14 protein-coding genes are annotated in these 16,505 nt (G+C 40.8%); 5 read left to right on the top strand and 9 right to left on the bottom strand.

Annotation, left to right across the window (positions count from 1 at the left end):
* From gatB to ribD, 7 genes are all read right to left on the bottom strand, one after another.
* Complete coding sequence (gene gatB, locus GO816_RS09290; RefSeq protein ID WP_157541514.1) at positions 1–1,470, bottom strand: Asp-tRNA(Asn)/Glu-tRNA(Gln) amidotransferase subunit GatB; 1,470 nt, start codon at positions 1,468–1,470, stop codon at positions 1–3.
* A gap of 285 nt (positions 1,471–1,755) precedes the next feature.
* Positions 1,756–2,763, bottom strand: coding sequence for a biotin synthase BioB (gene bioB / locus GO816_RS09285; protein ID WP_157541512.1), 1,008 nt, complete (start codon positions 2,761–2,763; stop codon positions 1,756–1,758).
* Between the two features lie 26 nt (positions 2,764–2,789).
* Positions 2,790–4,139 carry a magnesium transporter gene (mgtE, locus tag GO816_RS09280; protein ID WP_157541510.1) on the bottom strand — a complete coding sequence of 450 codons (1,350 nt, stop codon included), beginning with the start codon at positions 4,137–4,139 and terminating at the stop codon, positions 2,790–2,792.
* Positions 4,140–4,242: 103 nt separating this feature from the next.
* The gene (locus GO816_RS09275) at positions 4,243–4,521 is read right to left on the bottom strand and encodes a hypothetical protein (protein WP_157541508.1); all 279 of its coding nucleotides are present in this window, start codon (positions 4,519–4,521) and stop codon (positions 4,243–4,245) included.
* A 96-nt stretch (positions 4,522–4,617) separates the two neighbouring features.
* Entirely contained in the window at positions 4,618–5,232 is a 615-nt protein-coding gene (locus tag GO816_RS09270) for an IMPACT family protein (protein ID WP_157541506.1), read from the bottom strand.
* Between the two features lie 11 nt (positions 5,233–5,243).
* Positions 5,244–6,101, bottom strand: coding sequence for an EamA family transporter (locus GO816_RS09265; RefSeq protein ID WP_157541504.1), 858 nt, complete (start codon positions 6,099–6,101; stop codon positions 5,244–5,246).
* Positions 6,102–6,108: 7 nt separating this feature from the next.
* Positions 6,109–7,155: a bifunctional diaminohydroxyphosphoribosylaminopyrimidine deaminase/5-amino-6-(5-phosphoribosylamino)uracil reductase RibD gene (gene ribD / locus GO816_RS09260; RefSeq protein WP_157541503.1), complete on the bottom strand. Its 1,047-nt coding sequence runs from the start codon at positions 7,153–7,155 to the stop codon at positions 6,109–6,111.
* Here ribD and prmC point away from each other — a divergent pair.
* The 5 genes from prmC to GO816_RS09235 all read left to right on the top strand — a co-directional run bounded on the left by prmC (position 7,144) and on the right by GO816_RS09235 (position 13,009).
* Positions 7,144–8,052 (top strand): peptide chain release factor N(5)-glutamine methyltransferase, encoded by a 909-nt coding sequence (gene prmC, locus GO816_RS09255; RefSeq protein ID WP_232336536.1) that lies wholly within the window; start codon positions 7,144–7,146, stop codon positions 8,050–8,052. The genes ribD and prmC overlap by 12 nt on opposite strands.
* Before the next feature lie 56 nt (positions 8,053–8,108).
* A complete protein-coding gene (locus GO816_RS09250) occupies positions 8,109–9,428 on the top strand; it encodes a M23 family metallopeptidase (RefSeq protein WP_157541500.1) in 1,320 nt (439 codons plus the stop codon).
* A 101-nt stretch (positions 9,429–9,529) separates the two neighbouring features.
* Positions 9,530–10,807 (top strand): DUF1016 N-terminal domain-containing protein, encoded by a 1,278-nt coding sequence (locus GO816_RS09245; RefSeq protein WP_198171469.1) that lies wholly within the window; start codon positions 9,530–9,532, stop codon positions 10,805–10,807.
* A 152-nt stretch (positions 10,808–10,959) separates the two neighbouring features.
* Complete coding sequence (locus GO816_RS09240; RefSeq protein ID WP_232336535.1) at positions 10,960–12,348, top strand: exonuclease domain-containing protein; 1,389 nt, start codon at positions 10,960–10,962, stop codon at positions 12,346–12,348.
* A gap of 121 nt (positions 12,349–12,469) precedes the next feature.
* Positions 12,470–13,009: a pyridoxamine 5'-phosphate oxidase family protein gene (locus tag GO816_RS09235; RefSeq protein ID WP_157541497.1), complete on the top strand. Its 540-nt coding sequence runs from the start codon at positions 12,470–12,472 to the stop codon at positions 13,007–13,009.
* Between the two features lie 74 nt (positions 13,010–13,083).
* On the opposite strand, the gene GO816_RS09230 is transcribed toward GO816_RS09235, so the two are convergent.
* Together GO816_RS09230 and GO816_RS09225 are read right to left on the bottom strand one after the other, a co-directional pair.
* A complete protein-coding gene (locus tag GO816_RS09230; RefSeq protein WP_157541495.1) occupies positions 13,084–14,742 on the bottom strand; it encodes a response regulator in 1,659 nt (552 codons plus the stop codon).
* Between the two features lie 112 nt (positions 14,743–14,854).
* The gene (locus tag GO816_RS09225) at positions 14,855–16,261 is read right to left on the bottom strand and encodes a sensor histidine kinase (RefSeq protein WP_157541493.1); all 1,407 of its coding nucleotides are present in this window, start codon (positions 16,259–16,261) and stop codon (positions 14,855–14,857) included.
* Positions 16,262–16,505: the final 244 nt, after the last annotated feature.

Here is a 16,505-nt window from a genome sequence, read left to right as displayed (position 1 = left end):
TTATTTAGCTTGTAATGCTTTAATAAGTAACTGATTTGTTTTTTGCGGATCAATTTTGCCTTTTGAGCGTTTCATGATTTCGCCCATGAACAAACCTAATACGCCTTTTTTACCCTTTTGGTATTCAACAACTTTATCAGGGAACTTTGCCAGTGCATCCTGAATGAAACCTTCAAGCTCGTTACTATCTTCGCTTATAATCAAATTAAGTTCTGTTGCCATCTGCTCGGCAGTTTTGCCTGCATCTGCCAGCATTGCCGGAAACAGTTTGTGTGATGCAACGGTGTTATTTACTTTACCATCATCAACCAGTTGTATAATTTCCGCCAGCTTTGAAGGCAAAAGTGTTAAGGTATCAATGGTGAGGTGATGCTCGTTAAGATATGACTTTACAGCACCCATCATCCAGTGGGCGGCCGACTTGTAATTTTTTGTATGCTTTACCAGCTCCTCAAAGTAAATAACCAGATCATGATCTGCAGTTATTACAGAGGCATCATAATTACTTAACCCTAATTGATTAATGTATTTACCATAGAGCTCCTCAGGCAAAGCTGGCATTGTTTGCCTAATAGCTTCCAGATAGTCATCACTTAAGAGCAGTGGTTGCAAATCTGGTTCAGGAAAATAACGGTAATCGTTAGCCATTTCCTTGCTGCGTAAAACAGATGTTTCGCCGGTGTTTGCATCAAAGTTCAGTGTGTTCTGATCTATATGGCCACCCGCTTCAATAACAGTTACCTGCCTTAAAAACTCATGCTCAATTGCCCGTTGAACGTTACGTATGGAGTTAAGATTTTTTACCTCGCAACGGTTGCCAAGTTTAGTTGCACCTTTTAACCTCACTGATATGTTAGCGTCGCAGCGCATGCTACCTTCCTCCATGTTGCCATCGCAGACGCCAAGGTAGCGCACCAGCTTACGCATCTCTGTAAGATACAAACCAGCCTCTTCTGCACTATGGATATCAGGCTCTGATACAATCTCGAGTAGTGGCACTCCTGCCCTGTTCAGGTCAATAAGAGTATGTGTATCATGGTGATCATGCATGCTTTTACCGGCATCCTCTTCCATGTGTATATGGTGTATGGCAATCTTTTTTACGGTGCCATCTTCACGCTTAACACTTACATAACCGCCTGTTATAATAGGGTGCTGATCCTGACTTATTTGATAGCCTTTGGGTAAATCGGCATAAAAGTAATTTTTACGGGCGAAGTTGTTATACTGGTTTATTCGGCCATGGCAGGCAAAACCAAGTTTAACGGCATACTCAACGGCCTTTTTATTTAAAAAAGGTAGTGTGCCAGGGTGCCCTAATGATACCATACTTACATGCTCATTAGGACCTGCGCCAAATGCAGCGCTATCGGCCGAGAAAATTTTGCTTTGGGTAGAGAGCTGGGCGTGTACTTCCAAACCTACTACCAGCTCATATTTATGGCTTGCTTCGGTGTTATAATTTATCATTACAATGCATAAGACAGTTGCACTGCCTAACACGGCAAATATATATTTATTCGTCAGTTATAAAGGCAAAAACCGTTTAAAGTTTAAATTGGTGAGTTTCGACATGGAAAATAAAGTCCCGACGATTTGCCAGTTTATTCAGCATTGTATATGAAAAAGCCGGTATTTCAAAGCTTGTTGGAATAAGCAGCATAGCTCATTTCACAGGAGAGGGCTTTAACTACTGCAATAAAACAACAAATGCCACCTTAATCAGGTGGCATTTGTTTGTATTGTTTGCTGATGTTAAGCTATCACGCTCTCTTCAATATTCTTTGCCTGATGCGGCCTGCCATTTTTAAAGGCTTTACGTGGTGTTAATCCTAAAAGCTCAAACATTGCCATATCTTCATCAAATGCAGGATTCGGTGTGGTCAGTAGTTTTTCGCCTGCAAAAATTGAACTTGCACCCGCCATAAAGCATAAAGCCTGCTCAACAGTACTCATTTCGGTACGTCCGGCTGACAGGCGTACAACCGTACGCGGCATTACAATACGCGCCGTTGCTATCATGCGCACCATATCCCAAACAGAAACACGAGGTTGCTCGGCAAGTGGAGTACCTTCAACTGGTACAAGCGCATTTACCGGAACCGACTCCGGGTGCTGAGGCATGTTTGATAATGTTTTCAGCATTGATATACGGTCTTCTACGGTTTCGCCTAAACCTATAATACCACCACTGCAAACAGATATTTTAGCTTTGCGCACGTTTTCAATCGTTTTTAAGCGATCATCGTAAGTACGAGTAGTTATAATACGTTTATAATCATCTTCAGAGGTATCAAGATTGTGATTATATGCATACAACCCGGCATCGGCCAAACGTTGAGCCTGGCTTTCGGTAAGCATGCCAAGAGTACAACACACTTCCATGTCCAATTCATTAACCGCCTGCACCATTTCAATTACTTTGTCAAAGTCGCGGTTATCGCGCACTTCGCGCCATGCTGCGCCCATACACAAGCGCGATGCACCGCCAGCCTTAGCTTTTTGTGCGGCTGCCACTACCTCTTCTTTAGGCAATATAGCGTGTACATTTACGCCGGTTTGATAGCGTGCAGCCTGCGGACAATAAGCGCAGTCTTCAGGGCATCCGCCGGTTTTAACCGAAATTAGTGAACTAATTTGCACCTCGGCGTAATCTTTATTTTCGCGGTGAACAGTTGCTGCACGGTAAATTAAATCGAGCAGCGGCGTATGGTATATGTCAGATATTTCTTCTTTGGTCCAGTCGTGTCTCACTTCAGTCATAAGCGTTGAAAATTAAAGTGACAAATTTATAATAAAAGCTTTGTTGCCAACCATAAAGGCAATAAAAATCCTATACAATCGGTAAATGTGGTTATAATGATTGATGATGCGACAGCGGGATCAATACCTAAACGTTTCAAAAGCATAGGCACAGTGGCTCCTGTAAGTGCTGCTACAATAACATTTCCGGTCATGGCGAAGAATAATACCAGCCCAAGCAAAGGGTTTGCATCGTACCATACGGCAACCATACTTACAATAATGCCATTAACAGCTCCATTGGTTAACCCTACCAAAAACTCTTTGCTAACAGTAACGTAAGCTTGCCTGTCGTTAAGATTACTTAACGAAATACGCCTAACCGTTACGGCGAGTGCTTGCGTTGCAGCATTACCACCCATACCGGCTATAATGGTGATATACGCCTTTATAATGGGTAGTTTATCTAGCGTATTGTCATAAGCCCTTATAACAGACGCAGCCAAGAATGCTGTAGCGAGATTTATAACCAGCCAGGGCAAACGGCTTTTTACGGCATCGCGCCAACCACCGGCTAACTCCTCATCTTCAGATACACCTGATATTTTTAAAATATCTTCTGTGTTTTCTTCCTGAAGTACGTCTATAATATCATCAACTGTAATGCGGCCAAGCAATTGCATAGTGTCATTCACCACGGGAATGCTGGTTAAATTGTATTGAGAAATAAGCTTGGCAACTTCTTCCTGGTCAAGATCAGCCTTAACATACACAAATTCCTTGTTTACCAGCTCGTCAACCTTAACCTGTTTTTTTGCTTTGATAATATCTTTGATAGATAGAATGCCTACAAGTTCATTATGATCATTAACAGCATAGAGAGTATAAAACTCTTCCATTTCTTCTGATTGCTGTATAATTTCTTCAAGAGCCTCGTTTTTGCTGTAGCTGATGTTAACTTTGATCAGCTCCGTGTTCATTAAACCACCGGCGGTGTCATCATCATAACTTAACAGCGCGCGTATATTACTGGCATCCTCCTGATCTATTTCATCAAGGATCTCCTTTTGTTCTTCTTCGTCCAGTTGCGAAATAAGGTCGGTAGCATCATCATAATCAAGTTCTTCAACAATTTCTGAGCGTTTTTCGGGTGTAAGGCTCACCAATAATTCAGCCGGATGATGCTCTTCATCCATTTCTGAAATTACACCCGAGGCTTCTACGGTTGGAAGAATGTTTATGATTCGTTCACGCTCTTCGGGTTCGAGCTTTTCAAAAATGATGGCAATCTCTGAGCTATGATATTGTTGCAGAACCTCTTGTAGTGTACTGTCATCACTCTCGAGTGCTGCTTTAACCCGTAATAGGTCCGACTTATCTATTTCGAACGATTGCATTTACGCCCAAGTTACAAAAAACAAGTCAATAAGGCACAAAAAAGGGCAATTTGAATGCATGCCCTTTACTAATAATCACTGATAAGAATACTCTAATTAAGCACTAAGCTACCTTACGTAATTTGTAAGAAGTATTATCATGATTGATAACCAACTCATTTTGGTTAATTGATTCAATCATAATTTTGCGCTCACCCATGCGGTCATAATTATGAATAAGCAGGTAAAAGGTTTCGTCATTTTTAATCATGCGAAACGGAGATACAATAGTGCCTGCGGGCTGGGTTTCTTTAAAAAATTTAATTTTTAGCAAATGTTTCACAAAATCGAATTCGAACCTACTCTCGTCCTCGAGATAGATTCCGATTGGTTGCGCGTTCATGATTTTCTATTAGGTTAGATGGATGTAAATGTGTAAACCAAGTTAAGTATTGGTGCGCATATTTGCAATTAAATTTTCGTTTAACTAAATATTCTTTTAATTGCTGTGCAGGTAATCAACTTTAACCTTATTAATACTATTGAAACGCGCAATTGTTTGATTGACCTTCATTTTCCTTACAGCTATCTTGTAAATACAACGATTATCTGATTCTTGCTCTATTATAGTTGTACCTTCCTCCTTAATGATTTTCATTATATCATTCATCTGCAGGTAATCAAATTCAATTTGGTAAACGTCGTTAATCACATTCTCTACAATACCTGCAGCACTTAGGCCCATCTCGGCAGCAGTTTTGTAAGCATTAATTAATCCCGGCACACCCAATAGCTTACCGCCAAAATAACGCACTACCACCACCAGTACATTGGTTACATCTTTTGAAAGCAAAACGTTCAAAATCGGTCTGCCTGCTGTTCCTGATGGTTCTCCATCATCATTTACTTTGAATACAGAGCGGTCGGGGCTTAAACGCATAGCCCAACAATGGTGATTAGCCTTTGTATGCACAGCCTTAAGCGCACTTACCAAAGGTTTTACATCTGCCTCCGATTTTATGGGATAAACAAAGGCGATGAATTTGCTACCGCGATCGGCAAAAATGGCCTCGGCCGGTTGTTTAACCGTTAAATAAGTATCATTAAACAGCATAGGCGCAATTATTAAGAGTAAGCAATTAGCAATATGGCTGCTACGGCAAGACCTACACCAACTTTGTGAAGGGTGCTTAGTTTTTCTTTAAAAATTAACAAGCCTATTAATGTTCCGCCGGTTATAACGCCAATGTTCATTGCAGTAAAAACTGTTGACGGATCTTTTGCCAGAGCTTGATGAGCTTTAAGGTAGAACAATATATTGCCAAAATTAAATACGCCAAGTATCCACCCAAAAAATATATGCCTGAACAAAAAACGTTTCTTTTTAATAGTAACCTGATATATAGTTCCCAGCACTGACACTAAAAATGCAGCCACGTAGACCACAAACAGCGAAGCACTGTACGGTGCCGTTTTGGTTTGTGCCATTTGCTTAAACAATATATCAATTATTCCGAAACCTAAAAAAACGCCAATCAGATACAGCCATGTGTTCTTATTATTTTGTGATACTACGTGTTTTGTTTGCCATGGTATAAGGCAAAAAATGGCTGCAAATCCGGTTAAAATGCCTATGCCTTTGATTACGGAAAAACTATCTCCAAATATCAAAAATGCAGCACTTAACGATATTAATAAAGACAAGCGCTGAGCCACATCCGTGCGTACAATGCCTGCTCCCTTAATAGCGGCTGCCATCACATAAAATATTAACGGTAGCAAGACGCCTAATAATAAATAAAGATTGAGCGGCGGATGGGTTATACTATCAGGCTGTGGCTTTAAAAAAATCCATGTAAGCAATGCGGCAATAGAATAATTCCAGGTAATAGCCTGAGCAACATTAATTTGATAACGACGAGCTAACTTAAGTAATATAGATACCGTTACGCTGCAGCAAACGCTGAGTAATATATAAAGCATTAGTGATCTATTGGTTGAATATAATTTGCAGGCTATCATCACCTACCGTGTCATTACTAATGTTTTTTCCAAAACATTCCGGAGCTTTAATGCCGTTGGCGAGTATAGATTTGCCGGTAAATATACGTGCTTCGTCCCATAAGTTTTCGTTGATAAAACTGTTTAGCGTATGCGCTCCGCCCTCAATAATTACCGATTGAACATCTTGCAGGTATAGCTGAAACATAATGTACTGCGGAACAAATCTGTCAAAATCTTCAAGCGCGATATACTTTACCTTATTATCAAACTCTGTCTTGATGGCATTGAAAACAATCGTTTCTACAGTATTGTCGAATAAAAATAACTCCTTATCCAACTCAAGATTACGGTCTATCACCACCCTCTTAGGCGATTTACCCGGCCATAAGCGTGTATTAAGTTGGGGATTATCTATGCGTGCTGTGTTTTTTCCTACAAGTATGGCATCTTCCTCAGAACGCCATTTGTGCACCAGTTTTTTTGACTCGGCACCGGTTATCCAATGCTGCGTACCATAGGCTGGTGCAAAATAACCATTAGATGTTTGGGCCCATTTGAGTATGATATATGGTCGTTGTTTTTGTACCCGTGTGAAGAATCGTCTGTTTAAATCAAGACATTGTTGTTCAAGTACACCTGTTATAACATTAATGCCTGCCTGCTGTAATTTTTCGATTCCCTTTCCGTCAACCTGGGCGAACGGATCGCGGCAACCAATTACTACGTTGGGTATGCGATGTTTAATAATTAAATCGGCACATGGTGGTGTTTTGCCATAATGGGCACAAGGTTCAAGCGAAACATATATTGTCGACTCACTAAGTAATTTACTTGAATTACTAAAGTTTTCAATCACCTGATTAATAGCATTGACCTCAGCGTGCGCTTTACCGTATTGGCGATGATAACCCTCGCCTACAACGCGGTTGTTATGGACAACTACCGCCCCAACCATTGGATTAGGGCTAACTTTTCCGGCTCCTAAGGCCGCCAGTTCAAGGCAGCGCTGCATATAAATTTCATGGAAATCCATCGCACAAAAGTAGCTTTTATGTTTATTTGTTGCATGAAAACGGTTAAAGATGCTTTTGATGTGTTTAAAAATAAGCTGGCGCCTTTATATGAGGTAACTGAGATAGAGTCTATAGCATCATTATTGATTGAGGAATTAACTGGGTTAAGCAGAACTCAACTTAAAGCGTTCCCTGAAAGGGGGCTAAACGTAGTTCAAAGTGAGCGCCTATTAACTCAGCTGAGTTGTCTTAAAACCGGAATGCCGGTACAATATATTTTAGAATCTGCACATTTTTACGGCAGTGATTTCAAAGTCAACCCATCCGTATTAATTCCACGTCCTGAGACTGAAGAATTAGTTGATTGGATATTAAAAACAATAGGTCACCAACCCTATCAAAAAATTCTGGATATAGGTACAGGAAGCGGCTGTATTCCTATTTCTTTAAAGTTAAATACAATTGATAATGAAATTTTTGCATTGGATATATCACCCAAAGCTTTAGAAGTAGCCGTTGCTAACGCAAAGCTAAATAATTTAGATATATCATTTTTTGAAGCCGATATTTTGAACCATGATTTAACAGCGAGAAGCCTTCCGGAATTTAATGTAATAGTCAGTAATCCTCCTTACGTTACAGAAACAGACAAGCAACAAATGCATCAGAACGTTTTGGATTTTGAACCACACAGTGCTTTGTTTGTGCCACAGTCAAACCCGCTTTTATTTTATGTCGCTATTGCCAATTTTGCTGTTACCCATTTGGTTCAAAATGGCTATCTGTTTTTTGAAATAAATGAAAGCTACGGCCCTGAAACGGTTGACATGCTTGCCGCAAAGGGCTTTGCTGATATTGAATTACGTAAAGATCTTGCCGGCAAAGATCGCATGATAAGGGCTGTTTGGCCTGGCTGATATCAGCTTAAAAACTTTTACCTGCAGCCTAAGTTTTATAATGGTAAGCCATCATTATGAACTGTAATAACTATGCCCTATTTGTAATTGCTTTAGCTTTCTTTACATCTTGTAGCAACAAAGGGCCGCTAGCAATTTTCACTAAACTAACACCGCATGAAGCCTACGCACAACGGCTGAAGGATGCCAAATTAGATGGCACGGCAATGGGCAGCAAGTGGTTTAAGGCCGCTGATAACAGTTTAAGTAACGCCTTAAACATCAAAATTCCGTACAAAGAAACGGGTTACTTCTCGGCTGAAAAGGTTCCATCAACTGCTTTTAGGTTTGATGCGCGCAGGGGACAAAAGCTACATGTGGTGTTAGAGAAAAAGCCTGCCGATAACTTTGACATTTATATCGACATACTACAGCAACAAGCTGACGGCAAAACAAAATGGCTGACGTCAGCTGATACCGTAGGAATGGTGCTTGATTACGAAGTTAAGGCGGACGGGAAATACCTGCTTCGCTTGCAGCCAGAATTATTGCGTAGCGGCGAATACACGTTGACTGTTACCAATGGCCCGTCGCTAGAATTCCCGGTGTCGAATTCAGGTAAACCAAACATAGGAAGCTTTTGGGGCGACGGCCGCGACAATGGCGGACGCAAGCATGAGGGTGTAGACATTTTTGCCAAAAAACTGACTCCGGCAATTGCTGCAGCTGATGGCACGGTTACTAACGTTACCGAAAATAATTTGGGTGGGTTAGTAGTATTTATGCGTCCGGCTAATCGTGATTACACTTTGTATTACGCACACCTTGACAAGCAATTGGTACAAAGCGGACAGACCGTGCGTACAGGGGACACGCTTGGCCTGGTTGGCAATACAGGCAATGCCCGTAACACTCCCTCGCACTTACATTTTGGAATTTACACCAGTGGTGGCGCAATTGATCCGTTTCCGTTTGTGAATCGCAACGTGCAAAACGCAAAGCCTGTGTCAGCCTCCCTTAATCTACTAAACGCTACAGCCCGCACCACAGCTAAAAGCACACGGCTATTTATTGAACCCAATGATCAATCCGTATCAAGGTTAACATTACCTGTAAGCACTGCATTAAGTGTTGAAGCTGCCACCGGCGGCTGGTACAAAGCTACCCTGCCTGATGGTACCGTCGGCTATATAACCAGTAAAAATGTTACACCGGCATCATCACTTCGTAAACTTACCATTAAACAGCCTGTAGCTTTGCTAGATGCGCCTGACACTGTAAATGCCGCCCGTAAAAGTGTAATTGAAGCCGGCAAGCAAGTTGATGTAAAAGGTTCTTTTGGCAACTATTACCTGGTTAGTGATGACGCTAACACGGGTTGGATTGAAGCGAGATAACAATAAAGATTTGTCGATTTTCAAATTGTATTACTACTTTAGTTTCAACCGCATGTATGCAACCCATCACAGTAAATAACCAACTTAAAATTAGCTTAAGCATGAGTATCGAGAACGATTATGATTCGATTACTCAAATGTTGAACAGCTCACTACTATTCAGTTTCAGAACCATAGGTACCTGGTACAACGAGTATTGCACAAAGCAAGGGTATAATTTACAGGAAAATCCGGTTTTAAATAATCTTGCGGAGCAGTTAGAGCCAAAGTATGGCCCTTATTTCAATAAGGAGAACTTGCTACGGATGACAGCATTTGCGAAAAGGATGTCCGCAAACCCAAAACTTTTTGATCTTCATTATTATGTTACCTGGGAACATATTGTACAGTTATTGCCCTTTGATGACGACGCGTTATGGTTGTTTTATGTAAGGCTTACCGAGAAGCACCGCTTAACGGTTGAGGAGTTAAGCAATGCTATCAGTTTAAAGCAATATGAAGACGATGTAACTTTTTTAGGTAAGAAAAACTTAAAACTTGCTTTGCAGAAAAGCTTGAGTCACGGCTCACCCGACGAAAAATTTTTACCGTTATGGATGATGAAATATCAACGCGACTGGAAGCCGCTGTTTTCACCGTTTAAATATCCTTTAGTATTATCGTTTGAACCATTACTTCGTATCGATGAACATCCGGTGATAAATTTTGACAACTATAACAATGAAGATTTACTTATTCGCATTACGCATGATATAGATAATTTAAGGGTTCGCCTTAATAGGAGCCTGAATGAAAACCTTAACGTTTTATTTTGGCATACAGGGAAAAAGCTTATGCCTGAAAGCATAAATGAATTCAATCGGGCGGCATCGTTTGAAAATACTAATGAAACGTCGACGGTTGTAAAGGGAGTAAGTGTAATTGACGACACCGGCAAAACATATGATTTAAGTACAACCGTAACTCAACAAGTATTTGATGAAGAACAGCAACAAAGGGTGACTAAATATCAATCATTGTTTACCAATTTATTTAATCAGCAAGAATTGCAGCACATGCAACTGTTTGCAGCTAAGTTTAGCAATACAAAATTGATTGTAGGTTTTTGCCATTTAGTTACCTGGGATCAAATCAAAGAGCTAATACGCCTTGATGAAGGAGATGATATAATTAGGCTGGCCCTTGAAATTGTTCAAAACGAGGTTAATGATAGCGATTTAAAAAGTTTAGTCGACGAACAATTGAAAAACCCGACGTTAAAAATAAACGGTAAAAGCAAATCCAAGCACAAGTATAATTTAAACGACTTCTTTAATGCAAAAACAAAAGTTAGCGTTTTTAAAAATGAATATTTCATGCAATTTGTTGCTGCAATGTAAACACCCTTGATTGCTAATGCATTCACTTAAATCAGTGTTTCAAATTCAATAATCTTATGTGTTTTGAAAGACCCTCAAAAAAATTCAAGGATTATCTAGAGGAAATTTTTTTTACATCTAATTTAAACTAACAATTTTAGCATTGCAATTAAATGCTTATTTTTGTTTCTCTGATGTACGCCATTGTAGATATTGAAACCACCGGAGGGCATGCCAACGCAAATGGCATAACCGAAATTGCCATATGCATTCATGATGGTCATGAGGTGGTCAAGCGTTACGAAACGCTGGTTAATCCGGGTGTTGATATTCCTGTTTATATACAGGCGCTTACCGGTATTACCAATGAAATGGTAAGTACTGCACCTCCGTTTAAACAGGTTGCACATGAGGTTTTTAGCTTGCTGCAAGGAAATATTTTTGTAGCACACAACGTTAACTTTGACCATTCTTTTGTAAAGTACCACTTAAACCTTGCCGGTTTTGATTTGCAGTGTAATAAGCTTTGCACCGTGCGGCTTAGTCGCAAAATTTTACCGGGCATGAACTCTTACAGCCTTGGCAAACTGTGTCATCAAATTGGTATAAGCAACTCGGCAAGGCACCGTGCAGCCGGCGATGCCGAAGCAACGGCCGAATTGTTTACTTTGCTACTGAACAGCGATGTGCACAATCACATAACCGATGCGTTGAAGCAGCGCTCAAAGGAACAGGTTTTGCCCCCCAATTTAAACCGCAGGTTTATTGATCAGCTCCCTCCTACGCCCGGCGTTTACTACTTTCATGATAACAAGGGTAAGGTTGTGTATGTGGGCAAAGCCGTGAACATTAAAAAACGTGTAGCCAGTCACTTTGCAGGCAACAACTCCGGAGCACAAAGGCAGGAGTTTATGCGGCATATACATCAAATTAGTTTTCAGGAATGCGGCACCGAACTTATGGCATTGCTTACCGAGGCTGTTGAAATAAAAAGGCTGTGGCCTAAGTTCAACCGTTCGCAAAAGCAGCTTGATTTTAATTTTGGTTTATATACTTATGAAGACCAGCGCGGTTACCTGCGGCTGGTAGTTGATAAGCGACGTAAATACTCATCGCCGGTGCATACATGCAGCTCATTGATTACCGGCAGGGCATTACTTGCCAAATTAATAGAGGCCTATGAGCTTTGCCCTAAGCTTTGTATGATACAAACTAATACTGATGCCTGTACCAGTGTCAACTCGCTTCAATGCGCCTGTACCGGCCATGAAAGTACTGAGTTGTACAATCAAAAAATACAGAAATCTATTGAGGGGCTGAAAGAAGCGTTGCCAACATTTGCTATACGTGACGAAGGCCGCAAAGATGATGAGCATAGCTGTATTTTAATTGAGGAAGGTCGCTTATATGGTATGGGCTATATTTCTCATTACATGGAAGCAAATAACCTGGCGCAGCTTAAAAATCACCTTACGCCATACCCATCAAATGATCATATGCGTAACATGGTAATTAGCCACGCCGAGCAATATCCATGGAAAAAAGTTGAACTCGCTTCTTAAAACACCTTTCTTCTTTAAGCTTAAAGTGACCGTAGTTAACTCAAACTTTGGTTTATTAACTTTTTAAACAAAACACAAGCGCAACCGTTATTTATGGGCATTCACTAAATACCTATAAAACATGGATAGTATAAATCAAAATCAGCCCGAAGATAATTTCAAAAACCTACAGGGCGACGAGGCTAAGCAGAAAATTAAAGAACTTGCCGAAAAGGCGGCCAGCTGTTTTTTCTGTTCTAACATCAAAACAGGAGTTCCGTTTTCTACACGCCCAATGGCGGTGCAAAAAATAGATGATGAAGGTAATTTTTGGTTTTTAAGTGCTGATGACAGCCATAAAAATGAAGAGTTAAGCCATGATCCGTTTGTGCATTTATTGTTCCAGGGTTCGGCTCACTCAGACTTTTTGAATATTTACGGCATTGCTGAAATAAGCAAAGACAAAGAGAAAATCAAGGAATTATGGGAGCCGATATTAAAAACCTGGTTTACCGAAGGTGAAGACGACCCACGTATAACCGTTATTAAAGTTGAACCAACCGAAGGTTATTATTGGGATAACAAACACGGTAATGCTATAGCTTTCATTAAGCAGGCAGCCGGAGCCGTTTTAGGAAAAACTTTGGACGACTCTATTGAGGGCAAGCTTGATATTGACTAATTGATTAAGGCTTTTAACAAAGAGGGTGATGTTTAATTAAACATCACCCTCTTTGTTTTTATCAGTTTCTGGTTCTATACCTCGGCCAAATATTTGTGAACAAAGCTTATCGCCATCGATCCTTCACCAACGGCTGACGCTACCCTGTTCATGGCGCCTGCACGTACATCACCGGCTGCAAATATGCCCGGACAACTAGTTTCCAGTAAGAACGGATCGCGCTTGAGTTTCCATTGCTTCCCAAAATCATCGTACCCGGTTAAGTCGCGCCCGGTTTCAATAAATCCTTTGCTTTTTATAATGCCCATTTGAACCCATTCGGTGTAAGGCTTGGCACCTATAAATATGTATAGTGCGCTGGCCTCAACATCAGTTGTTTCTTTGGTATTTACATTACTTAGGGTCAACTCGTGTAAGCTATTTTCTCCACGTGCTTCAATAACCTCTGTAAAAGGCACAACTTTGATATTCGATGTATCTGCAATTTGTTCGATAAGATAGGCCGACATGGTTGCCGTTAAATCCTCCCTTCTTATTACGATAAAAACGTTTTTCGCAAATTTAGATAAGTACATTGCGGCTTGCCCTGCGGAATTGCCCCCGCCAATGATGTATACCTGCTTATCTTTACAGGCCGATGCTTCTGTTATGGCAGCACCATAGTAAACACCTGCACCCGTAAACTGATCAATGCCTTTAACTTCCAGCTTACGGTAATCAACACCGGTGGTTATAACAATTGATCTGCTGATGATCTCTGAACCGTTATCTAAAATAATGTATTTATAACCGTCACGCTCCTGAATATCCTGTACTGAGTGAGGTGATAAAAATTCCGCACCTAAACGCCTGGCTTGTGTTATGGCACGGTGCGTTAAGTCAGATCCGCTTAAACCCGATGGGAAACCAAGGTAGTTTTCGATACGTGAGCTGGAACCGGCTTGTCCGCCTGGTGCTTTGCGTTCAATTAATAGGGTACGTAAACCTTCAGATGCTCCGTAAACAGATGCCGCCAGTCCGGCAGGACCAGCACCTATAATTACAACATCGTAAATTTCATTACTCACCTGTGCACTAATGCCTAGCTTTTGTGCTATATCTGTTATTGATGGTTTTGACTGAAAACTACCATCTTCATAAATAACAGTTGGCAACTGGTCATTGCACAGGTTATTTGCGTTAAATAAGGTCTTTGCTTCTTCGTTGCGCTCTATATCAAGCCATTGGTAAGGAATAAGATTGCTGCCCAGGTAATCTTTTATAACGTGTGACTGGGGCGAAAACTGGAATCCAATCAATTTAATTCCCTTAAACGCCGGTATATAATGCGTATGCCAGTCATTAAGCAAGTCATTAATTACAGGGTATAGTTTTTCCTCAGGCGGATCCCATGGCTTCATCAAGTAATAATCAAGCTGTACATCATTTATAGCCTTTATAGCCGCATCGGTATCTGAGTATGCTGTTAGCAAAACTCTTTTTGCATCAGGATAAATTTTAACAGCCTTTTGCAAAAAATCAACACCGGGCATTTCGGGCATACGCTGGTCGCTTATAAAAAGCGCAATAACATCACCGGCATTTTTCATCTCAACAAGGGTTTCTAATGCCTCATTGGCCGATTCGGTTGTCATTACTTTATATTCTTTGCCATACTGTGAACGCAGATCGCGGTTGAGTGCACGTAGCACCTGCGAATCATCATCAATAGCAAATATGATAGGGCGGCTCATTACTTTTTTTTTTGGTAAAAATACAAATTCCGTTAAATGTGAAACATCTAAAAGAACTCTCAATGTACGATAGAAGCAGGTTTAGTCTGATTATTAAAGTGCGCTTTGGCTATTACGCAGGGTTAATTGGAATGCAAACAATAAACTCTGTTTGACCCGGTTTGCTATTCACTTTTACCGAACCCTGATGCTGCGTTTTAACGATGCGTTGCACAACCTCTAAACCCATCCCAGTACCTTTACCCATTTGTTTCGTTGTAAAAAAAGGATCAAAAATGCGGTTCTTTACATCATCTGGAATGCCCGGACCGTCATCAGTGATAACTATTTCAGCAAATTCACGGTCGCGGCGGGTTTTGATTTTGAGATTACCTTTACCGTTAACCTCCATTGCATCAAGCGCATTATCAATGAGGTTTGTCCACACCTGGTTAAGCTCCCCTACCAGCATTTTAATTTCGGGCAGTTCATCATCATAATCTTCAGTGACTGTTACGCTGCCTGCTTTAATTTTGTGGCCCAACATCTTCAAAGTGTTCCGTATACCAACGTCAACCCTGGCGTACTGTCTGTCGGCCCCCCTATCCATGTGGGTAAAGGTTTTAATTGAGGTAATGAGATCGGCAATTCGCTGCGAGGCGTGATGTATGTCATCAACCATTTTAGCTGACAGCATAATATCATAAATCCATGCAAACACGGGCGATGCAGCCGTGGGTGTCATACACTGATATATTGGGTCTAAATGCTCAGTTTTGAAACCCTTTTCAACAAAGGTTTGAGCCATATCATAACCGTTTTCAATATCATGATCGTCAAACCAATCGGCAATTTCGTCTTCCAGATTGTTTCTTTCGCGAAGCGTTAGCTTGATGTCACTCTTATTTTCGAGTATGTAAGCAACTTTCTTTTTAATGGTGGCAACCTTGTTTTCATCCAAATCTACAGCAATTAGCTTGGCAAAAGTTTCGGGCTGGTTTTCCAAATGCTTCATTAGTGATGATGCGTTACGAACAATGGAAGCCGCCGGGTTATTCAATTCGTGTGCTAAGCCTGCTGATAGCTTGCCTAAAGCCATCATTTTTTCATTTTGTTGAATTAAGGCAGTTGATTCGCGCACGCGATTGCTCATTACGCCAACCAGGGCTTGGGTAAGTTCATAATGTTGCTTTATCAAATCCATTACACGCTCAACCGGTAGGGTCATTACCTGGGTTTCGCCAACCGAATCGCCAAAATCCATAGATATTTTACCGCGTGAATATGGCAGGTAGCCGGTTATGGCCCTGTCACGTACGGTTGCCATTTCGCGCCTAACGCCACCTTGTGTAAAGTATAACCTTACTTTACCGTATATAATAAAATGCGTACCGGTGATGGGTTTGTCGCGCTCGAAAAGGTATTCACCATCGTTTAAAATATAATGACGGCTGTTATCAATAAGCCATTGCAATTGATCGTCGGGTACCTGATTGAGCACCTCAGTACCTTTAAGCCACTCGGGAGTTATTTGAAGCATAAACGCGTTATGTTTTAAAGTATAAATGCCTGTTTTATATGGCAGTCATTTCGTTCAACAATATACCACGAATAAACTATATGCTCCAAACCCATCGTATACTGCCAAATGGTTCAAGGGTTTTTATGTTTATGTACTACCTATACAACGCCATGATTTAAGCGAATACCCGCCCAAATAAACATACCTGCTGATGATTTGTTAAGCATACCGGTTTGTTTGGCGTTCCGTTTATAACAATGCG

The sequence above is a fragment of the Mucilaginibacter aquatilis genome, from assembly GCF_009755275.1.
Lineage (GTDB): Bacteria > Bacteroidota > Bacteroidia > Sphingobacteriales > Sphingobacteriaceae > Mucilaginibacter > Mucilaginibacter aquatilis.
This window is presented reverse-complemented; position numbering and strand designations above follow the sequence as displayed.